The sequence below is a fragment of the Roseateles sp. GW821-FHT09G09 genome (genome assembly GCF_059415965.1).
In genome coordinates this window covers 624361-648249 of the sequence record NZ_JBWKOG010000003.1, presented here as the reverse complement: position 1 = coordinate 648249, position 23889 = coordinate 624361, and the positions used below count along the sequence as shown (strand labels likewise).

19 protein-coding genes are annotated in these 23889 nt (G+C 68.8%); 13 read left to right on the top strand and 6 right to left on the bottom strand.

Annotated elements, in window-relative coordinates:
* The first annotated feature begins 11 nt into the window (after nucleotides 1-11).
* The 5 genes from AC07O8_RS11395 to AC07O8_RS11375 all read left to right on the top strand — a co-directional run bounded on the left by AC07O8_RS11395 (nucleotide 12) and on the right by AC07O8_RS11375 (nucleotide 7343).
* Nucleotides 12-1100 (top strand): ABC transporter ATP-binding protein, encoded by a 1089-nt coding sequence (locus AC07O8_RS11395; protein WP_495048111.1) that lies wholly within the window; start codon nucleotides 12-14, stop codon nucleotides 1098-1100.
* Nucleotides 1101-1319: 219 nt separating this feature from the next.
* Nucleotides 1320-4352, top strand: coding sequence for a TonB-dependent receptor (locus AC07O8_RS11390; RefSeq protein WP_495048110.1), 3033 nt, complete (start codon nucleotides 1320-1322; stop codon nucleotides 4350-4352).
* 22 nt (nucleotides 4353-4374) lie between these two features.
* Nucleotides 4375-5403 carry a cupin-like domain-containing protein gene (locus AC07O8_RS11385; protein ID WP_495048109.1) on the top strand — a complete coding sequence of 343 codons (1029 nt, stop codon included), beginning with the start codon at nucleotides 4375-4377 and terminating at the stop codon, nucleotides 5401-5403.
* Between the two features lie 28 nt (nucleotides 5404-5431).
* A complete protein-coding gene (locus tag AC07O8_RS11380) occupies nucleotides 5432-6967 on the top strand; it encodes a tryptophan halogenase family protein (RefSeq protein ID WP_495048108.1) in 1536 nt (511 codons plus the stop codon).
* A 64-nt stretch (nucleotides 6968-7031) separates the two neighbouring features.
* On the top strand, nucleotides 7032-7343 hold the full coding sequence (locus AC07O8_RS11375; RefSeq protein ID WP_495048107.1) for a putative signal transducing protein: 312 nt from the start codon (nucleotides 7032-7034) through the stop codon (nucleotides 7341-7343).
* Nucleotides 7344-7375: 32 nt separating this feature from the next.
* Here AC07O8_RS11375 and AC07O8_RS11370 read toward each other — a convergent pair whose 3' ends face one another.
* Nucleotides 7376-7837 (bottom strand): hypothetical protein, encoded by a 462-nt coding sequence (locus AC07O8_RS11370; protein WP_495048106.1) that lies wholly within the window; start codon nucleotides 7835-7837, stop codon nucleotides 7376-7378.
* 251 nt (nucleotides 7838-8088) lie between these two features.
* On the opposite strand from AC07O8_RS11370, the gene AC07O8_RS11365 reads away from it, so the two are divergent.
* Nucleotides 8089-8808: a hypothetical protein gene (locus AC07O8_RS11365; RefSeq protein ID WP_495048105.1), complete on the top strand. Its 720-nt coding sequence runs from the start codon at nucleotides 8089-8091 to the stop codon at nucleotides 8806-8808.
* A 54-nt stretch (nucleotides 8809-8862) separates the two neighbouring features.
* Here the strand turns inward: AC07O8_RS11365 and AC07O8_RS11360 are convergent, their stop codons facing one another.
* A complete protein-coding gene (locus AC07O8_RS11360; protein WP_495048104.1) occupies nucleotides 8863-9222 on the bottom strand; it encodes a hypothetical protein in 360 nt (119 codons plus the stop codon).
* A gap of 250 nt (nucleotides 9223-9472) precedes the next feature.
* Between AC07O8_RS11360 and AC07O8_RS11355 the strand changes: the two genes are divergently transcribed.
* The 4 genes from AC07O8_RS11355 (at nucleotide 9473) to AC07O8_RS11340 (ending at nucleotide 14289) form a co-directional block, all read left to right on the top strand.
* Nucleotides 9473-12094: a phosphocholine-specific phospholipase C gene (locus AC07O8_RS11355; protein ID WP_495048103.1), complete on the top strand. Its 2622-nt coding sequence runs from the start codon at nucleotides 9473-9475 to the stop codon at nucleotides 12092-12094.
* A gap of 8 nt (nucleotides 12095-12102) precedes the next feature.
* Entirely contained in the window at nucleotides 12103-12678 is a 576-nt protein-coding gene (locus AC07O8_RS11350) for a PEP-CTERM sorting domain-containing protein (protein WP_495048102.1), read from the top strand.
* 238 nt (nucleotides 12679-12916) lie between these two features.
* A complete protein-coding gene (locus AC07O8_RS11345; RefSeq protein ID WP_495048101.1) occupies nucleotides 12917-13981 on the top strand; it encodes a flavodoxin family protein in 1065 nt (354 codons plus the stop codon).
* Nucleotides 13982-14040: 59 nt separating this feature from the next.
* Complete coding sequence (locus AC07O8_RS11340) at nucleotides 14041-14289, top strand: hypothetical protein (protein WP_495048100.1); 249 nt, start codon at nucleotides 14041-14043, stop codon at nucleotides 14287-14289.
* A 169-nt stretch (nucleotides 14290-14458) separates the two neighbouring features.
* Here AC07O8_RS11340 and ubiE read toward each other — a convergent pair whose 3' ends face one another.
* The 4 genes from ubiE to AC07O8_RS11320 all read right to left on the bottom strand — a co-directional run bounded on the left by ubiE (nucleotide 14459) and on the right by AC07O8_RS11320 (nucleotide 19232).
* Complete coding sequence (gene ubiE / locus AC07O8_RS11335; protein WP_495048099.1) at nucleotides 14459-15190, bottom strand: bifunctional demethylmenaquinone methyltransferase/2-methoxy-6-polyprenyl-1,4-benzoquinol methylase UbiE; 732 nt, start codon at nucleotides 15188-15190, stop codon at nucleotides 14459-14461.
* A 58-nt stretch (nucleotides 15191-15248) separates the two neighbouring features.
* Complete coding sequence (locus AC07O8_RS11330; RefSeq protein WP_495048098.1) at nucleotides 15249-15683, bottom strand: gamma-butyrobetaine hydroxylase family protein; 435 nt, start codon at nucleotides 15681-15683, stop codon at nucleotides 15249-15251.
* 70 nt (nucleotides 15684-15753) lie between these two features.
* Nucleotides 15754-17220 (bottom strand): S8 family serine peptidase, encoded by a 1467-nt coding sequence (locus tag AC07O8_RS11325; protein ID WP_495048097.1) that lies wholly within the window; start codon nucleotides 17218-17220, stop codon nucleotides 15754-15756.
* A gap of 203 nt (nucleotides 17221-17423) precedes the next feature.
* Nucleotides 17424-19232: a S8 family peptidase gene (locus tag AC07O8_RS11320; RefSeq protein ID WP_495048096.1), complete on the bottom strand. Its 1809-nt coding sequence runs from the start codon at nucleotides 19230-19232 to the stop codon at nucleotides 17424-17426.
* 412 nt (nucleotides 19233-19644) lie between these two features.
* Here AC07O8_RS11320 and AC07O8_RS11315 point away from each other — a divergent pair, with 412 nt between their 5' ends.
* The 3 genes from AC07O8_RS11315 to AC07O8_RS11305 all read left to right on the top strand — a co-directional run bounded on the left by AC07O8_RS11315 (nucleotide 19645) and on the right by AC07O8_RS11305 (nucleotide 23704).
* Nucleotides 19645-21681, top strand: a complete 2037-nt coding sequence (locus AC07O8_RS11315) for a M13 family metallopeptidase (RefSeq protein ID WP_495048095.1) — start codon at nucleotides 19645-19647, stop codon at nucleotides 21679-21681.
* 440 nt (nucleotides 21682-22121) lie between these two features.
* Complete coding sequence (locus AC07O8_RS11310) at nucleotides 22122-22628, top strand: hypothetical protein (RefSeq protein ID WP_495048094.1); 507 nt, start codon at nucleotides 22122-22124, stop codon at nucleotides 22626-22628.
* 74 nt (nucleotides 22629-22702) lie between these two features.
* Complete coding sequence (locus tag AC07O8_RS11305) at nucleotides 22703-23704, top strand: Bug family tripartite tricarboxylate transporter substrate binding protein (RefSeq protein ID WP_495048093.1); 1002 nt, start codon at nucleotides 22703-22705, stop codon at nucleotides 23702-23704.
* Nucleotides 23705-23889: the final 185 nt, after the last annotated feature.

Sequence of the window (23889 nt, the reverse complement as noted above, 5' to 3'; positions counted from 1 at the left end):
GGGAGACCGTCATGGGACAAGTCACGCTGCGCGGCATCCGCAAGCGCTACGGCGATCACGAGGTGATCCAGGGCATCGACCTCGACGTCCGGGACGGCGAGTTCATGGTCTTCGTCGGCCCGTCGGGCTGCGGCAAGAGCACGACGCTGCGCATGATCGCGGGCCTGGAGGAGATCTCCGACGGCGACCTGCTGATCGACGGCAACCGCGCCAACGCGCTGCGCCCCGCCGACCGCGGCGCGGCGATGGTGTTCCAGAGCTACGCGCTCTACCCGCACATGACGGTGGCGGAGAACATGGGCTTCGCGCTGAAGATGGCCGGCATCGGCCGGTCCGAACGCGACGAGCAGGTGCGCCGCACCGCCGAGATCCTGCGCATCACCGACCTGCTGCAGCGCACGCCCAAGCAGTTGTCCGGCGGCCAGCGCCAGCGCGTGGCCATCGGCCGCGCCATCGTGCGCAAGCCCAAGGTCTTCCTGTTCGACGAGCCGCTGTCCAACCTGGACGCCGCGCTGCGCGTGGACATGCGCATCGAGTTGACGCGGCTGCACCAGCAGCTCGGCACGACCATGATCTACGTCACCCACGACCAGGTCGAGGCGATGACGATGGGCGACCGCATCGCCGTGTTCAACAAGGGCCGCATCGAGCAGCTCGGCGCGCCGATGGACCTCTACCGCCATCCGGCCAACGAGTTCGTCGCGAGCTTCCTCGGCGCGCCGAAGATCAACTTCATCGCGCGTCCGACGGCCAATGCACCCGGCGCGGCCCGCCGCCTGTGGGACGCGCTCGGCGGCGCGGCGCGTCCCGCGGCGAACCGCCTCGGCCTGCGGCCCGAGCACCTGCTTCTGGGGACAGCGCATGACGAGGGCGCCGTGCCGGCGACCGTCGTGCTCGCGGAACACCTGGGCGACACCTCCATCCTGCACCTGCGCGTCGACGGCATCGCCGACCTGCTCACCGCCAAGCTCCCCGCGGGCGCGGCGTCGCTCCACGACGGCGACACCGTCCGCCTGATCGCCACCGCCGACCACGCACTGGCTTTCGACGCCGAGGCGCGAGCCCTCGAGCCGCGCAACGCCGTCCCCGTCGCGGCCTGAGCCGCGGCGCACCCGGCATCCCGCAGTACCCCCGCGCCCGTGTGGCGCGAAACCCCTCGCTAGGGAAAGTCAGTAGAGGTCCCGTGGCTGAAGCGGATAAATTCTGAAAGCGCTTTCAAAGTTACCGCCGAATACACGGATCCAGCTTGCCCGGCAGACAATCGGGCCCGCCATTGCTTGGGGGTCATGGTCAAGACTGAGAGATAACAAGGAGACAAGATGAAGCACGTCCACCCCACCCGACTGCGGCAGGTCCGCGGACCGCAGCGCCAGCCCGTGGCGGCCGCCTGCGCCCTGTTGTTCTTCGCCGCTGCCGCGCATGCGCAGCAGGCGCCGGCTGCGCCGGCCGCACCGGAATCGGCGGCCTCCGAGGCGCAACGCAAGGCCGACGCCACGATCGACACCGTCGTCGTCACCGGCATCCGGCAGTCGCTGGACACCTCGCTGAACCTCAAGCGCCAGCAGCGCGGCGTGGTCGACGGCATCGTGGCCGAGGACATCGGCAAGTTCCCCGATACCAACCTGGCCGAATCGATGCAGCGCATCTCGGGCGTGTCGATCGACCGCTCGATGGGCGAAGGTTCCAAGGTCACCGTGCGCGGCGTCGGCCCCGACTTCAACCTGGTGCTGCTGAACGGCCGCCAGATGCCGGCCTCGACGCTGGCGGACACGGGCCCGTCGAACTCGCGCGCCTTCGACTTCGCCAACCTGGCCACCGAATCGATCGCCGCGCTGGAGGTCTACAAGACCAGCCGCGCCAGCGCCCCGACCGGCGGCATCGGCGCGACGATCAACATCAAGACCGCGCGTCCGCTGGACACGAAGAAGACCATCGCCAGCATCGGCGTGAAGGCCGTGCACGACGGCGGCAACTCGCGCCTGCCGGACAACATCAAGGGCGACAGCGTGACGCCCGAGGTGTCGGGCATCTACAGCACGACCTTCGGCGAAGGCATGTTCGGCGTGTCGGTGTCGGGCAGCTACCAGAAGCGCGACGCCGGCTACAACAGCGCCGGCGTGCCCAACGGCTGGCTGCCGTTCAAGGGCGACGAGACGGGCAACGGCGCGATCCCGCTGCCGGGCCAGCCAGGGTCGGAACGGATCACCAACCGTCCCGGCGCCAGCGACGTCTACTCGCTGCCGCAGAACCTGAACTACAACATGAACGGCGTCCGCCGTGAGCGCACGAACGGGCAGGTGACCTTCCAGTTCGCGCCGAGCAAGTCGCTGACGACGACGCTGGACTACACCGCCTCGCAGAACAAGGTGCACACGCGCCGCAACGACCTGTCGGCCTGGTTCAGCTTCGGCCCGTCGTCGAGCGCATGGACCAGCGGCCCGATCTCCGCGCCGCTGAACTACACCGAGTTGCTCGCCAACGGCGACGCCGACCTGTCGATGGGCGGCGCGGACTTCGCCACGAAGAACGACAACAAGTCGCTGGGCTTCAACCTCGACTGGAAGGCGACCGACAAGCTGCGCTTCGAGTTCGACGCGCACAAGTCCACCGCCAAGTCGGGCGCCGACAGCCCCTGGGGCAGCAACAACGTGATCGGCACGGCCAGCTTCAACCGCGGCCAGACCGGCGTCGACTTCAGCCAGGACCTGCCGATCCTGATGATGCCGACGACGACGCGCAACGCGGCGCTGCAGCAGGTGACGGGCTCGTCCTTCCGCAACAGCTACATGAAGGCGGAAGTCGACCAGCAGCAGATCCGCGGCAGCTGGGACATCAGCGACGAGTCGAAGCTGGACTTCGGCGTCGGCCTGACGAAGGCCAAGAACCGCTCGGCCTACTCCAACGTCCAGCTGGACAACTGGGGCGGCGTGGCCAACGGTCCGGCCAACTACCCGGACAACGTGTGGATCCCGCAGGACCTGCGCGACTTCTTCGGCAAGATCGGCGGCGTCGGCGACCCGCGCCTGTTCACGCAGTTCTACACCTTCGACTTCGGCACCATCCGCGACCTGGCGGCCAAGTCCTGGAGCGACCCGTCCAAGTACCTGGCGTCCAACGTCTTCTCGACGGACCGCCGCACGACGGAGAAGTCCAGCAGCGCCTACGCCGAGTACACCCGCGAGTGGGAACTGGGCGTGCCCATGAGCGCCACGGTCGGCATGCGCTACGAGAAGACCAAGGTCACCTCCAGCGCGCTGGTGCCGATCGCCACGGGCATCACCTGGGGCTCCAACAATGAGCTGACGGTGCTCAAGGGCGACCCGGGCTTCACGACGCTGGACGGCAAGTACAGCTACTGGCTGCCCAACATCGACTACCAGGCCGACCTGACCGACAAGCTCAAGCTGCGCGCCAGCTATGGCACCACCATCGGCCGTCCGGGCTGGGACGCGATCCAGGGCGGACAGACTTTGAACGACCTGGCGCGCCTGAGCGGCGGCACCGGCTCGCAGGGCAACCCGGGGCTCAAGCCGCTGAAGTCCAAGAACATCGACTTCTCGCTCGAGTACTACTACGCCCGGTCGAGCTACGTGGCGGCGGGCGTGTTCCGCAAGAACATCAGCAACTACATCGGCTCGACGCTGGAGAACGCGACCCCGTTCAACCTGCACACGCCGATCGGCGGCGCGTACTACAACGAGGCCTCGACGACCGGCGCCTGCGGCAGCGACATCACCTGCATCCGCGACTACATCCTCAACCGCTACAACGGCCAGCCGGGCGTGACCAAGACCGGCGACAGCAACGGGCATGCGCTGGGGACCATCGTGGGCCAGCCGGGCGATCCGGTGGCCAACTTCCAGATCACGGTGCCGGCCAACACGCAGTCCAACAGCCTGAAGGGCTTCGAGCTGAACGTGCAGCACGCGTTCTGGAACACGGGCTTCGGCGTCGCGGCCAACTACACGAAGGTGAAGTCGGGACTGAAGTACGACAACGCGAGCTTCGCGCAGCAGTACGCGCTGGTGGGCCTGAGCGACTCCGCCAACCTGGTGGGCTTCTACGAGGACGCGAAGTTCAGCGTGCGCGTGGCCTACAACTGGCGCGACAAGTTCCTGGCCGCGGTCAACGACGGCAACCAGCTGGGCCGCTCGGCGCCGATCTTCACGGAGCCGTACTCGCAGGTGGACATCAGCCTGGGCTACAACTTCAGCGAGAAGCTGAGCATGCAGGCCGAAGTCATCAACGTCGGCGATTCGATCCTGCGCCAGCACGGTCGGACGACGGAGGAGGTGTACTCGGTCACGCAGACGGGTCGCCGCTATATGCTGGGACTCCGCTACAAGTTTTGAGCCCGCGAGGGCCCCTGCCCGCATGAAGCCGATCCGCGAAATCCACGACCTGGTGCCGGGTCGGCTTCCCTCCGACCTGCTCGAGGCCGCGCAACCGGTGGTGTTGCGCGGCCTCGTGTCGCATTGGCCGATGGTGCGCGAGGCGCGCCGCTCCGACCGCGCGGCGGTCGACTACCTGCGCGACTGCTGGCGCGGGGCGCCGGTGGCGATCATGACGGGGCCGCCGGAGATCGACGGCCGCCTCTTCTACAACGACGATTTCACCGGTATGAACTTCGGTCGTGCCGACGCGCCGCTGCCGGCGCTGATGGAGGAGCTGCTCAAGCTCGCCGAGGTCGACCGTCCGCCCTGCTACTACGTCGGCTCGACGACGGTGGACACCTGCCTGCCGGGTTTCCGCGCCGCGAACGACCTGGACCTGTCGCCGCTGGCGACCGGCGAGGGCACGGCGCAGGACGCGCTGGCCAGCGTGTGGCTCGGCAATCGCAGCCGCATCGCGCCGCACTACGACCTGCCGGACAACATCGCCTGCGTCGCGGCCGGCCATCGGCGCTTCACGCTGTTCCCGCCGGAGCAGCTCGCCAATCTCTACGTCGGGCCGATCGACTTCACGCCGGCGGGACAGCCGGTGAGCCTGGTCGACCTGAGGCATCCCGACCTCGAGCGTTTCCCGCGTTTCGCGCAGGCGCTCGAACAGGCGCAGGTCGCCGAGCTCGGCCCCGGCGACGCGCTCTACATCCCGAGCATGTGGTGGCACCAGGTCGAGGCGCTGGACGCGTTCAACGTGCTGATCAACTACTGGTGGCGCCAGTCGCCGGCGCACATGGATCCGCCGCTGTTCGCGCTGATGCAGGCGCTGCTGTCGATGCGCGACCTGCCCGCGCCGCAGCGCGCGGCGTGGCGCGGGATCTTCGACCACTACGTGTTCAACGCGGACGCCGAGACGGCGGCCCACATCCCCGCGCATGCGCGGCATGCGCTCGCTCCGCTGACGGCGGAAGGCGCGGGCCACCTGCGCGGACATCTGATTCAGCGGCTCAAGCAACGCTGAACATCCCGACCCCCATGGAGGAAACGCCATGACCTTCACCTCGCAAGAGCCGACCCCCCCGCGCCGCCCGGTGAAGCGCGTCGTCATCGCCGGCGGCGGGACGGCCGGCTGGATGATGGCGGCCTGCATCTCCAAGCACCTCGGCAAGCAGCTGGACATCCGGCTGGTGGAGTCCGACGAGATCGGCACGGTGGGTGTCGGCGAGGCGACCATCCCGACGATGCTGACCTTCCACGAACTGCTCGGTCTGGACGAGCGCGAGTTCATGGCGGCGACGCAGGCCACGATCAAGCTGGGCATCCAGTTCGAGCACTGGCGCGACCTGGACACGAGCTACATCCATGCATTCGGGAGCACCGGCGTCGACCACTGGACGGCGGGCTTCCAGCACTTCTGGCTGAAGGGCCGCGAGCGCGGCCTGGCGACGGACCACGGCGACTACTGCCTGGAGCTGCGCGCGGCGAAGGAGAACAAGTTCGCGCACCTGCCCGACGGCGGCATCAACTACGCGTACCACCTGGACGCGACCTTGTACGGCCAGTTCCTGCGCAGGTTCAGCGAGGGCCACGGCGTGACGCGCACGGAAGGCAAGATCGCCGAAGTGCTGATGCACGCCGACGGCGACATCCGCGCGCTGAAGCTGCAGGACGGCGCGGAGATCGACGGCGATCTCTTCGTCGACTGCACGGGAATGCGTTCGGTGCTGTTGGGGCAGGCGCTGGGCGTCGGTTATGAGGACTGGTCGCACTGGCTGCCCTGCGACAGCGCGATCGCGCTGCAGACGGCGTCGGTGCGCGACGCGGTCCCGTACACGCGCGCGATCGCGCATCCGTGGGGCTGGCAGTGGCAGATTCCGCTGCAGCACCGCGTCGGCAACGGCGTGGTCTTCAGCAGCCGCTACACCGACGACGAGACGGCGCGCGCCGCGCTGCTCGGCAACATCGCCGGCGAGGTGCTGACGCCGCATCGGGTGATCCGCTTCAAGCCGGGTCAGCGCGAGGTGGTGTGGAAGCGCAACTGCGTCGGCGCGGGCTTGTCGAGCGGCTTCCTGGAGCCGCTGGAATCGACCAGCATCCACCTGATCCAGCGCACGGCGATCCGGCTGCTGCAGATGTTCCCGAAGGACGGGATCCGGCAATCCGACATCGACGAGTACAACGCGCAGATGCGCCACGAGCTGGAGCACATCCGCGACTTCATCGTGCTGCATTACCACCTGCAGCAGCGCAAGGACTCGCCGATGTGGCAGGCCATGCGCGAGATGCCGGTGCCGGCGTCGCTGCAGCACCGGCTGGACCTGTTCCGCGAGGCGGGGCGCGTGTTCCGCGTGCCCAACGAGCTGTTCACCGAGAACTCGTGGGTGCAGGTGCTGCTCGGCCAGGGGCTGGTGCCGGAGCAGCACCATCCGTCGGCGGACCTGATGGGAGACCGGGAGCTCGCCGGGTTCCTCGGCGGGATCTCGTCGCGGATCGACAAGATCGTCGCCCAGATGCCGGGGCATCAGCAATATGTGACGCGGTATGCGCCGGCGGCGGCCGCACCGAAGACGGCGGTCACGGCTTGACTGAAGGTCCCGACGTGCCGGCCTCCGTGGCGGACGCCTTATGCTTGGCCGCACCGGAGGACCCATGCCAGCGCACAACGACCCGACATCCGATGACTTCGTCTGCGTCGCGACGCTGGACTCGCCGACCGAGGCCCACCTGCTGAAGGGCGTGCTGGAAGCCGTCCACCTCACGCCGCACCTCGCGGATGAACACATGGTGCGGAACTACTCGCTGCTGTCGCCGGCGCTCGGCGGCGTGCGTGTGCTGGTTCCGGCATCGGAAGTCGCGGCCGCCCATCGCGCACTCGCTGAGTTCGAGGCCGGTGCCTATCGACTGGAGGACGAGAGCGGGGGCGAGGACGCGGACGCCGACGAGGCAAAGCCTGCGCGCTGAGCGGCGGCCAGATCCGTTCTTCGCGAACCGGGTCAGCGCTTGACCGACGGCAGCCAACCCAGTCGTTCCAGCTCCAGCGCGATCCGCTCCGCCATCGTCGCCACTGCTTCGTCGTCGGCATTGCCCTCGGGCGTGCCGGTCGCATTCAGGACGCCCTTCCAGAGGACCGCCTCCCGCGTCATCAGACTCAGCTCGCGCCTGTCCAAGGTGGCCGACCACTGAAGACGGAGTTGCCCGGCGCCGGAATAGTCCAGGGCCAGGTCGCTGGCAGCGACCAGCTGCAGCCGGACGCCCGTCGTGGCGCTGCTTTCACACAGTGTGGCCTTGACGCCCCTGGCCTGCATGCGCGCCACGACGGCAGGCGCGAGGCGCTCGACCTGGTTCCTCATGAATTCCGAGATCCGCGCGTGCGAGATGACCACGCGACCCGCAGATCGGGCGTCCGCGTTCAGCACCGCGATCCTGAGCACCGCAGGCGGCTCCACGGGCATCACGCAGGGGGACTGCAGTGTCGCGACAGGTCGTTGGAAGGATTCGGACCGTTCCATCGTGGACGAGCACGCGCACAGCACGAGCGCGCACCAGGGAAACAGACGGCGGACAACATGTTTCATGGCGGCGAGTATCACCGCTGACCTACTGCAGCGATGAAGAGGTCTGCATCGGCGGGAACCGCCGGTTTCGACGAAAGTTGCGGATCTGGGCCCTGGTCTTGCCCATCGGCCGTTTCCCCCGGAGATCCACCATGCGCGGCGCCCTCGACTTCACTTCCTGGCAGACGATGCTCTCGACGCTGATCGGGCTCGTCATCGTGTCGTTGATCGCCGTCGGCGTGCGGCTGCTCGTGATGCAGTCGGTGCAGCAGCGACGCGAGCGCGCCAACCGTCAGATCAATGAGCGGCTGAAGACGCTGATCGCCGCGTACAAGACGCTGGGCGGATCGTTCACCGGCACGCTCGCCGTGGACCCGCGCCATCTGCGGGAGCTGCGCCAGCTCGCCGAGCCCGGCACGATGGCGATCGGCGCATCCGATCGCGCACGCCGCATGCGCGACGCCGTCGAGGCGGCACTGTCCGACATCATCCTGCTCGGCACCGATGAGCAGGTGCGACTCGCCGCGCAGGCGGCACAGGACATGGTCACGGGCAAGCCGGTGGAGACGGCGGCGCTCGTCGCCTCGCTGCGCAACTTCATCCGCGAGGTGCTGGAGCTCGATCCGATCCCGACGTCCGTCGTGATTCCGAAGCAAGGCCCGCTGAGACCTGCGGGCAGCGGAGGCGGCAAGGGCGGTGGCGCCGGTGGGCGTGAAGGCGGCTCACGTGGCGGAGGTGGTGCCGGCGGCGGTGGCGGCGGTGGCGGCGCTGCGGGCGCAGGAGGACTCGGTGCCGGACTGGGGCTCGGTGCCGCAGGCAGCCATGCCGCAGACGCACCTCAAGATCCCATGGATGACGAACCTGCCAAGTAGGTCGTCCGAAGTCGACGGCTAGCCGCGCTCCCGGTGGTACGGCGTCGTCGCCACCTACTCCCTCGCCCGCATCAGGCTGAGCACGCAGAACCCCAGGCCCGCGATGCCGGCCGGCAGCGCGTACACCAGCAGCGCCTCCCAGCCGTGCGCATTGCGCAGCCCCAGTCCCACCAGCCCGACGACGAGCGCCCCGACGCTGCCGATCAGCAGGACGATCAGCGCCATGCCGCGGAGCGCGCCGCCCAAGGGGCCGCCGAACTCGTCACCGTCGTCCTCGGCCAGGGTCATCCAGATGACCGGCGAAAGGATGATCAGGTAGGCCCAGTTCGGCACGACGTCGCCGTGCTTCTGACTCCAGTGCATCACTCCCAGCGCTATCGCACCGAGGATCAGCGTCCAGATGACACGCTTCATTTCTTCACTCGTTGAAAAGCAACGCCGCGCAGTGTGGGCGGGACGGCCGACGTCGCCCGCGTTGCCGCGGGACGGTATCGACCAGCGGGACCGCAGGGGTCACGTCGTGACACCGCCCGGCCAAAAAGACCTCTCCTCCGCTGCTCGCACCGATTGTGGCGCCCACGCCGGGCGCTACGTCGTCCCTTCACGCTGCTGACTTCCTCCGCGAAAAAAATCACGCGCTTCACGACCTCCCAGGTGAAGCTTCATGAGCACGACATCCCGCCGGTCCTTCCTGACGGCCGCGGTCGCCGGCATGGCCAGCAGCCACTCCTTCGCGCAGACCCTCCGCCAGGCGCTCGCCACCCCCGCCAACAACGCCACCGGCACGCTCGCCGACGTCGAGCACGTGGTCATCCTGATGCAGGAGAACCGCTCCTTCGACCACTACTTCGGCACGCTCGCCGGCGTGCGCGGCTACAGCGACCCGCGGCCCATCGCCCTGCCCTCCGGCCAGCCGGTCTGGATGCAGCCCGGCACGGCCCTCGGCTCGCAGGTCCTGCCCTACCACTTCGACATCCGCAACACCAACGCGCTGCGCGTCGGCCTGGACCACAGCTGGAAGGGCACCGAGACCACCTGGAAAGACTGGAACGTCTGGGTGCCCAAGAAGTCGCCCCGCACCATGGGCTACTTCGACCGCAGCGACCTGCCGTTCTATTACGCCCTCGCCGACGCGTTCACCGTCTGCGACGCGTACCACTGCTCGATCTTCGGACCGACCGATCCCAACCGCTTCTACGCCCTCACCGGCCACAGCAACGCGGTCGTGACCGGCATCTCGGACTCGAAGCTCTACAACGTCACCAACGGCACCTACAACGGCGACATCGCCAACGACAACCCCGCCGCGAAGGGCAACGAGTGGCTGACCTACGCCGAGACCCTCGAGTCCGCCGGCGTGAGCTGGAAGGTCTACCAGGAGTGGGACAACTACGGCGACAACTACCTGCAGTACTTCAGGAACTTCCGCACCGACGCCAACGGTCAGAAGTTGACCAGCGCCTCGCCGCTGTACCGCAAGGGTCGCGCGCTGGCCGCGGGGTCGACGCAGGCGAACGCGCCGGGCACGACCGGCCAGTGGCTGATCGACCAGTTCGCCGCCGACGTCCGCAGCGGCAACCTGCCGCGCGTGTCCTACATCTGCGCGCCGACCGAGTATTGCGAGCACCCCGACGACACGCCCAACGCCGGTGAGCACTTCACCGCGCGCCTGCTGCAGGCGCTGGTGCAGTCGCCCGAGGTCTGGTCCAGGACCGCGCTGATCCTGACCTACGACGAGAACGACGGCTTCTTCGACCACATGCCGTCGGTGATGGCGCCGCTGAACACCGACCGCGGCCGCACGACGATGTCCAACGCCACGCAGGGCGAGATCGCCAACGGCCAGCCGATCGGCCTCGGCCCGCGCGTGCCGACGATGGTCATCTCGCCGTGGAGCAAGGGCGGCCGCGTCTGCTCGCAGCTGTTCGACCACACCTCGCTGATCCGCTTCACCGAGGAATGGCTCGTCGCCCTCGGCCACCCGCGCAGCGCCGTGCAATGCAACGGCATCTCGCCGTGGCGCCGTGCAGTCTGCGGCGACATGACCCGCGCCTTCGACTTCAAGTCCGGCGGCGCCGAGTTCCCGTCCTCGGTGCCGGCGAACGCCGTCTACTTCAAGGGCTGGGGCACGAAGGACGCGCTGCCGCCGACCAACCAGAGCCTGCCGCGCCAGGAGAAGGCCGCCAGCGGCATCCCGCGCCGCGCGGCGCCGCTGCCCTACCGCTCGACGGTCGAGGGCATCGCCGCGACCAACGCGCGCCAGTTCGCGCTGAGCTTCGCCAACGAAGGCAGCGTCACGGCCGCGTTCATCGTCTACTCGACGCTGCGCACCGACGGCCCCTGGCACTACACCGTCGAACCGGGCAAGCGCATCGACCAGGAAGTCTGGAACTGGAGCGGCGCGCCGTTGCAGCTCGCCGTGCACGGCGACAACGGCTTCCTGCGCGAGTTCCGCATGAGCTTCGACGGCATCGGCCGCCTGGCCGCGACCAGCCTGAAGGAACAGCCCGCGACCGCGAGCGTCACGCTGACGCTGCGCAACGCGAGCACGCAGGCGATGCGCTTCCGCATCGTCGACAACGCCTACGGCGACAAGACCGTCGTCACGATCGACGTGCCGGCAGGATCGAGCCGCGACCACGTCCGCGCGCTCACATCGAGCTACGGCTGGTACGACCTGATCGTCACCGTCGACGGCGACAACGCCTTCCAGCGCCGCCTGGCCGGCCACGTCGAAGGCGCGGGCCTCGACTTCACCGATCCGGTGCTCAACGGCCTCGCGCAGGTCGCCTGGAACGCGCCGCCGGTGCTGCCGCCCAGCACGCCGACGGCCACGTTCAAGGCCGACGTCGACCGCGTGCGCATCGGCGGCGGCGTGTCGCTGACCTGGACCGGCCTGCCCACGAGCACGACGAACTGGATCGGCCTCTACCGCGTCGGCATGACGCCCGGCGGGCCCGGCTCGCTGAAGTGGAACTACGTGGCGAGCCCGTCGGGATCACAGGTGTTCCCGCTCGCGGGACAGCCGGAAGGCGACTATTTCTTCGGCCTGTTCCTGAACGACGGCTACGGCGAAGCCGCGCCGCGTCTGCCGGTCCGCATCCGCAAGAACGGCGACGTGAACGCCGACGGCGCCGTCACCGCCGCCGACCGCGACACGCTGCGCAACGCCATCGGCAGTTGCGCCAGCGATGCGCGCTTCGAGCCGCTGGCCGACATGGACGGCGACAAGTGCATCACGCAAGCGGACTACCGCGTCTGGTACCAGCTCTTCAGCACCCTGTGAGAACCCCCATGAACGTCAAGACCCTGCTCGCCGCCGCCGCGCTGGCGCTCTCCTCGCTGGCCGCCCCAGCGGCCCATGCCGCCACGGTCTCGCTCACCGCCGCCGGTCCGGCCCAGGTCGGCGAAGGCGTGGACCTGCTCATCAGCCTCGTCGACCCGTTCGGCGGCCTGCCCACCGACGAGGAACTGCTGTCCTTCGGCTTCCGCCTGAGCTACGACACGACGAAGCTCGCCTTCGGCAGCTTCACCGCCGCCGCCGGCTGGGACGACGACAGCCCGTGGCTGGGCGCCGGCACCTTCGGCGGATCGAGCTTCCCCGGCGTCGCCAACAACGGTCAGACCTCGCTGCTGCTCGGCACGCTGCACTTCGACGCGCTGCAAGGCGGCCTCGCACAGATCGGCCTGATCACCGACGCCGGCAACCGGAACCTCGGACTCAGCTACCTGTGGAGCGACGTCCAGCCGCTCAACGCGTCGCTGAACCTGGCGGTGTCCGCGGTGCCGGAGCCGAGCTCCGCGCTGCTGGCAGCGCTGGGCCTGGGCGCGCTCGGCGTCACGGCGCGTCGCCGCAAGCCGTCGCACTGACGAAGGACGGGAGCCCGCGGTCGCGGGCGCCTTGAGGGCGCCTTGTTGAGCTGCCTTGTAGCTGCCTTGTAGCTGCCTTGTAGCGGCCTTGTCGCTGCCTTGTGGCCGCCGTGAGGCCGCCTTGGGGCCGCCCTGTCCGGCGCGTAGGACGACATCCCGTCGACAACCCTCCGCCGTCCGACGGCGCAGGTCGAACGCGTCCCCAATACTGCCCCCACCGCCACCCGAGGGGCCGCCGATGACCGTGATCCGCAAGGGCCAGCAGCCAGCGGAGCTGACCCGCGAGCAATTCCACGAGCGCTTCATGCGTCGCTTCCAGGACCCGGCCTACCGGGCCGAGCACGAGGCCATCGCGCGCCTGGAGACGATCGCCTTCGAGGCGATGAAGGAGGGCCGCAAGTCGCCGGTGACACGCCCCGCGGGCAACGGCTTCAAGGATCCGACCTACGAGACCTCGGTCGAGTGGCTCGAGGCGCATCAGCGCCTCCAGCTCGCCCAGCAGCGCTGGAGCGATCCGGCGACCCGGTCGCGCGTGCTGCTCGTCTGCGGCAGCGACCGCAACGACGGCACCTGTCCGGGCGAGATGTCCAAGACCTGGCGTCTGACGCAGATCGCCAAGGAGCAACTCAGTCGCCACGACGTGATCATCGACGTGCTCGACCTGAGCCTGATCACCTCGGAATACGGCCGCCAGATCCATCCCTGCAAGGGCTGCGTGTCGACGGCGATGCCGCTCTGCCACTGGCCCTGCAGCTGCTATCCGAACCACGCGCTCGACCAGTCCAGCGACTGGATGAACGAGATCTACGAGCGATGGGTCTCCGCGCATGGCGTGATCCTGCTCACCCCGACCTACTGGTACCAGTCGCCGAGCGCGTTGAAGCTCATGATCGACCGCCTGGTCTGCGCGGACGGCGGCAACCCGGATCCGACCTCGACCCACGGCAAGAAGGCTGCCGAGGCCAAGGCCATCGAAGAGAAGGGCTGGGACTATCCGAAGCACCTCGAAGGCCGCGCCTACGGCCTGGTCGTGCACGGCGACGTGGCCGGCGTGGAGGCGCAGCGTCGCAACCTCGGCGACTGGCTGGACTGGATGGGGCTGGTCGATGCGGGCCACCTCTCCCGGCTCGACCGCTACATCGGCTACTTCGAGCCCTACTTCAACAGCCACGAGGCGCTCGACCGCGACGAGGCCCTGCAGGACGAGGTTCGCCTGGTGGCCGACCTGGTCGGCGACGCGGTCAAGCAGTTGCGGGAGGGAAATCTGCCCCGTTCCAATCGCCAGGCCGTCCGTCCGAAATGACGGCGGTCTCGCCATTCCGTACGACCTCCCTTCGACTCATCGACTCAAGGAGCACTCCGATGGCCCAGTCCCCTTCCCGTTCGACGCACCAACTCCGCCCCGAATTGCCGGCCGACGTGCCGCCGTTCCCGACCTCCGACACCGATGTCGACGGCGACGACCTCGACAGCGTCTACGGCCAGCTCGTGAAGGGCGTCGGCCATGAGTTCGTCACCGACCGGAACGTCGACGAGCTCGCCCGCCGCGCCGAACAGGACGGCCATCCGATCCTCGCCACCGAACTCCGGGAATGGAAGGCGCCTTGCTGATGCCTTTGCACGCAGATGGCGTGCTGATGCCGCATTGATGCCGCGTTGATGCCGTCCGCATGCCGCGCGCATGCCGAGCTGATTCGCGACCGATGTCCGTTCCCCAATGAGACAGGGCCCCGTTCAGGGCCCTGTTCCTTCCTGCGCCGCCCTCAGGCGACAGCGGATCTCAGCACTTGATGCCCGCGTGCAGGGCCACGACGCCGCCGGTCAGGTTGTGCACGTCCACGTGGCCAAAGCCCGCCGTCTTCATCATGGCCTTGAGTTCGGCCTGAGGCGGATGCATGCGGATCGATTCCGCCAGGTAGCGGTAGCTGTCGGCGTCGCCGGCGATCAGCGAGCCGATGCGCGGCAGGACCTTGAAGGAATACCAGTCGTAGGGCTTGCGCAGCGGCGCCGCGACCTGCGAGAACTCCAGCACCAGCAGCCGGCCGCCCGGGCGCAGCACGCGGTTCATCTCGGCCAGGGCCTGGTCCTTGTGCGTCATGTTGCGCAGGCCGAAGGCCACGCAGACCAGGTCGAAGGAGCCGTCCTTGTAGGGCAGCGCCTCGGCGTCGCAGAGGTTGGTCGGCAGGACCATGCCCTCGTCGATCAGACGCTCGCGGCCGGTGCGCAGCATGGCCTCGTTGATGTCGGTGTGCACGACCATGCCGCGCTCGCCGACCTTCTTCGCGAACAGCCGCGCCATGTCGCCGGTGCCGCCGGCGATGTCCAGCACCCGGTCGCCCGGCTTCAGGTTGGCGACGGCCAGCGTGTACAGCTTCCAGGCGCGATGCATCCCCATCGACATCAGGTCGTTCATCACGTCGTAGCGCGACGCGACCGAATCGAACACGCCGCGCACGCGCTTGGCCTTGGCGGTTTCGTCGACGGATTCGAAGCCGAAGTGGGTGGAACTCATGGGGGGATCCTGCTGAATGGGGGAGCGTCGTGGGCGATGGCCGTGCGAGGGCGACGGGTCAATGGCTGCTGCAGCTGCCGCCGCCGTGCGAATGTCCACCTGCGCCCTTCGTCGCCATCGGCGCATCGCGGTCCAGGCCCGCGGCGGCCAGCTTCTCTTCGTAGTCGCGCATCAGCGCATCCTGATCGCGGCCCAGCTCGTACAGATAAGCCCAGGTGAAAAGGCCGCTCTCGTGACCGTCGGAGAAGGTCGGCTTCAGCGCGTAGTGGCCGACCTGCTCGACGGCCACGATGGTCACGTCGCGCTTGCCGGTCTGCAGCGTCTCCTGGCCGGGGCCGTGGCCCTGCACCTCCGCCGACGGGCTGCGCACGCGCATCAGCTCGAACGGGATGCGGAAACGCGCCCCGTCGGTGAAAGCGAGCTCCAACACCTTGGATTGCTGGTGCACGACGATGTCGGTGGGGAGCGGAGAAGAGGAATCCAGGCCTGCCATGGAGGGCGCGCCACAAGGCGCACAGGGACGACAACGGCGCAGTGTAGCGGCGCGGCGCTGAAGGCGTGCCTCAAGGTGGCGCGTTCGTCCCGGCATCCACGATGTTCTGGATCTCGTCGAGCGCACGCGGCGCATTCAACAGACCCGCCCCGCAGGCGCTGCACCCCGGCATGGGCGTCGCGCTGGCACGCAACGCGCGTTCGATCTGATCCGGCGTGGCCGCCGGTCTCAGCGCCAGCATGAGGGCGGCAACGCCCGCCACGTGCGGGGCCGCCGTGCTGGTGCCGCTCACCCTCGCGTACGTCGGCTTCCGGATGCGTCGGATCCCCCGATTCGACGTCGTGAGGATGTCGCCGTATCCGGGATCGGACTGACCTCCTCCTGGCGCCGTCAAGGTGATCCCTTCGACACGGCTCGAGCTCTTTGCCAGGGTGCGACTTCGATTGGCGTTCGCCACGGACACGACACCACGACAATTGGCAGGAGACAGGAGCCGCCTGGCGTGCGCGCCGTCGTTGCCGGCGGCAGCGACCACGACGGCGCCATGCGCTCGCGCAAAGTCGATGGCCAGTTGCCGCTCGCTGGCGCAGGGGCGGTCGCCTCCGAACGACATGTTGATCACCCGGGCCGGCGACGCATTCACCGGCACGTCGGGCACGTCGCCCCCCACAGCCCAATACAGCGCGCTGATGACAGCCGACAGGTGGGCGCCGCCGCCACTGGTCACCCGAAGCGGCAACACACGGGCCCCGGGCGCCACCCCCATCATGCCGCGGCCGTCGAGTTTCGCAGCCAGGACGCCAGTCACTTGAAGTCCGTGCCAGGGATCAGGGTCATGGGACTGGCCCGGTATCTGGGGCACATCCGTCGGATCGGCATCCCATCCGTCCCCGTCGCCGGCTTCCAAGGGATCGTCGATGAAGTCCCACCCGGGAAGCCACTGCCCGTCCAGGTCCGGATGATCCAGCCGGCCGGAATCGAGCACGGCGATCACGACACCCCGGCCATCCGCGCGTGCCAGGGCTTGCGGCAGCCCAATGGCCCGCAGATTCCATTGATCCGCGAACATGGGCTCTCCCTTCAGCTGGCTGCGCGTGACAACGGACGGCGGCATGGCATCGTCCGGCGCCACGTCCTCGATGAAGGGATCCTCTTCCTTCAATCGGGACAGTCGCCCGTCGAGCAACTCCCCGTCGACCGGTCGCGCCAAGGCGAACAGATGCCCCCCCGTGGGCAACTGCCTGACGATCTTCAAGGTGTCCATCGGCAGGTCCAAGCGGCTCGCCAGCCACTGCCGGCGCGTCTCCATCACGGCGGGCTCGACGGGCGCGGCAACGCGGACTTCGTGACCCCGAACCATGACCCGCCGTGAGGCGTCGCGATAGCGGACTATCAGACCCTCCACGCGCGTCGCCGACGCAGGGGCGGCAGACGCGCCGGCCGGCGTTGCATCGCCAGGATGAGCCTCGATCGCCAGCGCCATGATCGCCAGAAGCACGGAGATCGGGCCGGTCATTCGCGATCGGTACACGGACATGATGACTCCTTTGAAAACCAAAGAAGCCCGAGTCGGATGACACCCCGTCAAGGTTCCAGCGACAACGCCCCGGCCACCTTCACGCGCCCGATGGGTAAAAAAAATCCCGCCAGCTTTCACTGGCGGGATTCAACGGGAGCCCCGTTCGGGCCCGAGGCACCCGGCTTACCAAACGAGGAGAGTGGCAAGTCCTGGCGAGCGCATTACCAGCTCAGGTTGAGCGAGTACGTCCCGCTGGTGCCCGAGTAGTAGAGCGCCCGCACATACACGACGACCGCGGACGATCCGCTGTTCGTGTACGTGAAGCTGTCGACGGCGCCGGCGCCGTTTTCGCTGGCCTTGAGCTGCGTGCCGCTGCTGTTCTGCAGGTACAGGTCGAAGTCCTTGCCAGCGGCCGGCGTCAAGGTGGCGCTGAGCGTCTTGCCCGCGGGCAGCGTGATCTTGAAGTAGTCGTTGGTGTCGGACGTCGACAGGCTGCCCGTCACCTTGACCGGCGCGCTGATGGTCTGCGGCGCGGTGCGGCTGTTGTTCGGCTCGACTTCGGCGATCGTGCTTCCGCCACCGCCGCCGCCCTTGATCGCGGTGACCGCGGCGTTGGCGTCCAGGATGCCCGAGCCGCACTGGCTGCAGGTGCCGGGGAAGGCCCGGGCGCTGCTCTTGAGCGCGGCCGTGATCTCGTCCGGCGTGGCCGTCGGCTTGGCGCTGTACATCAGCGCCGCGACGCCCGCCACGTGCGGCGTGGCCATCGACGTGCCCTGGTAGTACGCGTAGCTGTCGGCGCCCGGCGTGCTGGTGCCGGCGTTCAGCGTCGACAGGATGCCGTTGCTGGCGCTGGAGCGCACGTCGCCGCCCGGCGCCGCCAGGGTCACGATCGAACCGTAGTTCGAGTAGTAGGCCCGCGCGCCGTTGCGGTCGGTCGCCGCGACCACGACCACGCCCGAGCAGTTCGCCGGGCTGGAGTTGGACGCGTTCTGGTTCTCGTTGCCCGCCGCCACGATGATGCTGGCGCCGCGCGAGCGGGCGCCGTTGATCGCCGTCTGCGTCGTGGTGTCGCAGGCGCCGCCGCCGCCCAGCGACAGGTTCAGCACCTTGGCCGGCGTGGTGTTGGCCGGCAGGCCGGACACGCTGCCGCCCGAGGCCCAGGTCATGCCGTCGGCGATGTCGGAGGTGTAGCCGCCGCACTTGCCCAGCACGCGGATCGGCTGGACCTTGGCGTTGAAGGCGATGCCCGCCACGCCCAGTCCGTTGTTGGTCTTGGCCGCGATCGTGCCGGCCACGTGCGTGCCGTGCCAGCTCGAGGTGGAAGCCGGATCGCCGGCCTGGCATTCGTTGGCGGCGTTGTAGTCGCCGGGGTCGCTCGGGTCGTTGTCACGGCCGTTGCCGTCCACCGAGACCGTGGTGTCCACGATCATGTCGTAGCCCGCGACGATCTGGCCCGACAGGTCCGCATGCGGCCGGTAGCCGGTGTCGATGACCGCCACCACCACGCCGGTGCCGGTCGCCTGGTCCCAGGCCTGCGGCGCGCGGATGCCGCCGGCGGTCTCGGACAGGTCCCATTGCGAGCCGTAGCTGCTGTCGTTCGGCACGAACAGCGCGTGCATCTTGCGGTCGGGCTCGACGTACTCGACGTTGGCGTCCTGCGCCTTGATCCGGTCGCCCAGCTCGCGCAGTTCCTGCAGGTTCATCCGGCGGTCCAGCCGGAACACGTGGGCGCCGGTGCCCATCTGGCGCACCAGCGACAGGCGCGCGCCCAGCGGGGCGGCCAGTTGCTGCAGGCGTTCGGTCCGGGCGCCGATGGCGTCGCTCGCCACCGATTGCGCCTGGACCGCGGCGCCCAGGCGCCCTTGCACGACCGTGCTGCCGTCCTTGTATTTCACGATCAGACGATCGGTCTGTTCGCTCAGCTGCCGGGGGGCCTTGTCGATGTCCACCGACGACACGCCCGCCTGGGCGGCGCCCATCGTGACGAGACCCACAGCCAGCGCGAGGCTGAGCTTGTTCAATCGCAACATGCTTGTCATCTCCAGAGTTTCTCGATCGACGCCGGGTTCACCGGCGCCTGCAAAGCCCCGAACCCTGGCGCGTTGGCACCCCTGGCAGGGCACGCCGACCGGCCTATCCGATTGGCGTGCGACACAGTGTAGGAAGACAGTCGGACGCCAACCGCCCCACCTGAAACAGTTAACAGGAAGGAATACCCCTATAACCTTTTTGTGTCAAAACGCACCGATTGATCCGTCAATCGCCCTTTCCTTACGGCTAACGCGCTGATTCGTAAGGTTTGCGCGCGCTTTGCGCCCCCGCGCGAACGGCGTGCCCGGGGTGCCGGAAGCCATGCGCGGGACGGCGCGGATGGCGGGGGAAGAGGGGCTCGTTTAGCCTGCGAAACTTGTCGTTTTCGCCACACATCGGTGACAAATAACCATGTTTCCACTACGCCTGATCGCCGCCGCAGCCCTGTCCACCCTCGCCCTGGCCGCCGCGCCGGCCCGCGCGCTGGACGTCGCGAGCTTCTCTCCGGACGTCCAGCCCTGCGCCGACTTCTATGACTACGTGAACGGCCCGTGGGTCGCGCGCACGGAGTTGCCGGCCGACCGGACCCGCATCGGCAGCTTCGACGCGCTGCGCGTGGCCAACGACCGGCTGCTGAGCGACGCGCTGGCGGAACTGCTGGCCAAGCCGGCGCTGCAGAAGTCGCCCGGCCTGAAGCAGGTCGCGGCCTATTACGCCAGCGGGATGGACCAGGCGGCCATCGAGGCGCAGGGCCTGAAGCCGGTCAAGCCGCTGCTGGACCGCGTCGCGGCCATGAAGTCGGCGCAGGACCTGCCCGCCGCGCTGGCGCAGCTGGGCCGCGTGGGCATCGCCGCGCCGGTGGGCGCCTTCGTGCGCGCCGACGTCAAGAACACCCGCGTGAACGTGCTGACGCTGGGCCAGGCGGGGCTGGGGCTGCCGGACCGGGACGACTACTTCAAGGACACCGACATCGCCAAGAAGCTGCGCACCGCCTACCGGCTGTATGCGCAGCGGCTGCTCTCGTCGGCGGGCTTCGACGCGACGGCGGCGACGATCGACGCGCTGATGGCCTTCGAGTCCCAGCTCGCCGACGCGACGACGCCGCGCGCGCAGCTGCGCGATCCGCTCAAGGTCTACAACCCGATGACCTCGCCCGAGCTCGCCGACAAGGCGCCGGGGCTGGCCTGGGACGTCTATCTGAAGGCGCTGACGCGCAGCGACACCCGCCCCGGCGGCGTCGAGCGGCTGATCGTCGCGCAGCCGGAGTTCCTGGCGCGTGTCGCGCAGATGGCCGAGAAGGTCCCGCTCGTCACCTGGCAGACCTACCTGCGGATGCGGGTGCTGGAGAACAGCGCCGCCCGACTGCCCAAGGCCTTCGCGGAAGCCGACTTCGACTACCGCGGCGCGACCATTTCCGGGCTCGAGCAGCCGATGCCCCGCAACGAGGAAGTCATCCAGCTGATCGGCGGACGCACCGGCGGCAGCCCGCTGGGGCTGGCGCTGGGCGAGCTGTTCGTCTCCAAGGCTTTCTCGCCGGAGGCGCAACGCCGCGCGACGCTGCTGATCGGCGACGTCAAGGCCGCGATGAAGACGCGCATCCAGAACCTGGCCTGGATGAATCCGGAGACCAAGGTCAAGGCGCTGGAGAAGCTCGAGGCCATGCAGCCCAAGATCGGCGCGCCCCAGACCTGGCCGAAGTACGAGGGCATGACGCTCGATCCGAAGGACTTCGCCGGCAACCAGCTGCGCGCCGCGGCCTGGTTCCACGGCGAGCAGATCAAGGACCTGGACCGCCCGAGCGACCGCACGCGCTGGACGATGTCGCCCTACATCGTGAACGCGCAGGCCGGCGGCCTCAACGAGATCACCTTCCCGGCCGGCATCCTGCAGCCGCCCTTCTTCGACGCGAAGGCCGACGACGCCGTCAACTACGGCGGCATCGGCATGGTGATCGGGCACGAGATCGTCCACCACTTCGACGACCGCGGCCGGCAGTTCGACAGCATCGGCAGCCTCCACGACTGGTGGACCGCCTCCGACGCCGAGAACTACAAGGCGCGCGCCGACCGCGTCGTGGCGCTCTACGAGAGCTACGAGCCGGTCAAGGGCACGCCCATCAACGGGCGGCTGACGCTGGGCGAGAACATCTCCGACATGGCCGGCATGCCGATCGCCTTCGACGCGCTGCAGAACGCACTGCGCCGCACGGGGAAGACCGACAAGATCGACGGCTTCACCCCGGAGCAGCGCTTCTTCCTGTCCAACGCCATGGTCTGGCGCAACAAGTCGCGCGAGGCGGCGCTGCTGAACCAGCTGCGCACCGATCCGCATTCGCCGGGCAAGTACCGCGTGCTGGCGCCGATGTCCAACATGCCGGAGTTCGCCAAGGCCTTCAACTGCAAGGCGGGCGATGCGATGGTCGCCGCGGACCCGATCAAGGTCTGGTGACGCGCTGAACCCGCCGCGGCAAAACCTCGCCGCGGCCTCCGGGGCCTGCCCGCCGTGAGGCGCGGCAGGCCCCGTGCCATTGGGCACGCTGTCTTCCGGGACCCTGTCTTCCGGGACCCTGCCTTTCGGGACGGGCGCGCGGAAGTCATGGACCGGGTGCCTCACATCCGGGGTCAGGTCTTGTCACGCCATCGTCACCTGACGCGCCGGCGGAAGTCATGCGTGACTTTTGACCCGATGGATACTGGGGAAAGTCGACGCGCGGCCCATCCCGGCGGCCTGCATTTCGTCGCGGGATTCCGGCGATCCGCCCCCCGCCTTCGACGCTTGGTCGCGCACCGCTTGGTCGGGCTGGCGATGCTGCCTACTCTGAAAAAAGACCGATCGCCCCGCCACCCTGACGCGGGCCGCGACGGTTCCTCAGCCCACAGGAGCACGACATGACCGCCACCACCCGCCCGACCCGCACGATCCTCTTCCGCATCGCGACCGGCGCGCTCTTCGCCGTGCTGGCCGCCGGCTCGGCGCAGGCCGCGCCCGACGATCTGGAACGCGTCCAGGTCTCCGGCCGCCGCCCCGGCGAGATCCCGCGCACGGACGTGCGCGCCACCTGCCCCGGCGTCGATCAGGTCCTCTTCGACCGCCTGGCCCGCGCCCAGTACCGCGAAGGCCAGGAAGGCGTCTCCACCGTCAGCTTCCGCCTGAACGGCAACGTCATCAGCGAGGTGCGCGAACGCGGCCCGGCCGTCTACCGCGCGCCGCTGCGGACGGCCGTGCGGTCGCTGCAATGCCAGGGCGCGCCGCGGGACACGCTCTACGTGATGCAGGTGTCCTTCCGCAACCAGGAATCGAGCGGCGACCTGAACGAGCGCGTCGCCATGATCGAGATGGCGCCCCCGGCGGCCGGATCGGTGGCCGTCGCGGCGAGCGCGGCCGACGGTCGCTGATCGGGTTGTTCCCGGATGGGTCTCCCTCGGGGGCTGGCTAGGATGGCCGGCACGACCACCCGGAGACCCGACCCATGCCCGTCCGCCCCACCGATGCCGCGCGCCGTTCCCTGCTGATCACCGGCGCCCTCGGCGCCACGGCCGGCGCGCTCGGCTGGCCCGCCCCGGCGCGCGCGGACACCTGGCCGGCCAAGCCGATCCGGTGGGTCGTGGCCTACCCGGCGGGCGGCGGTTCCGACTTCCTCGCGCGCCAGCTGGCGCCGGTGCTCGGCAAGGCGCTGGGGCAGACGCTGGTCATCGACAACAAGCCCGGCGCGGCCGGGATCATCGGCACGGACAACGCCGCCAAGTCGCCGCCGGACGGCTACACGATCCTCACCGGCGACAACGGCGCCATGGTGTTCAACAGCGCGCTCTACAAGAAGCTGCCGTACGCGCCGGCGGACTTCGCACCGGTCGGCCTCATGGCCCGCTTCCCGCTGCTGCTGGTGGTCAATCCCACCGCGGGCTTCAATTCGGCGAAGCAATGGCTGGACATGATCAAGTCCAGGCCGGGGAAGTACAGCTACGCCTCGCCCGGCATCGGCAGCCCGCACCACCTGGCGATGGAGCTGCTGAAGGACCGCACCAACAGCTACATCGTCCACGTGCCCTATCGCGGCACGGCGTTCTCGACGCAGGACCTGATCGCCGGCGTCGTGCCCATGGGCATCCTCGACACCGCCGCCGCCCTGCCCCATCTGCGCGCCGGCAAGCTGAAGGCGCTGGCGGTGCTCGCGCCCCGGCGCATCGCCGCGCTGCCCGACGTGCCCAGCTTCGACGAGACCGGCGTGACCGGCATCGAGGTGAGCGCCTGGCAAGGCCTGTTCGTCCCGAAGGGCACGCCCGACGCGATCGTCGCGCGCCTGGGCAGCGAGTTGGGGAAGGCGCTCACCCAGCCGGAACTGAAGGCCAGACTGGAAGACTTCGGTCTGGAGGTCGCGCCAGGCGACGCCGCCTCGCTGACGCGTTTCATCCAGGCCGAGACGCAGAAATGGCATGCGCTGATCCGCAGCCGCGGCATCTCGGCGGAATGACGCCATCCCGCGCCTGGATCTCGCGCCTAGATCTCGCGCCCGGAAAAATCGACCGTCCGGTCGGTCGTGACACGTCTTTGATAGCGCTGTCCTCCTCTGGCAACGGGGCTGGCGCATTACTTCCCGTGAGCGTGAAATAGCCCCGGGTTATCCCGCAGAGGGCGGTAGGCAAAACGAACTGGGCG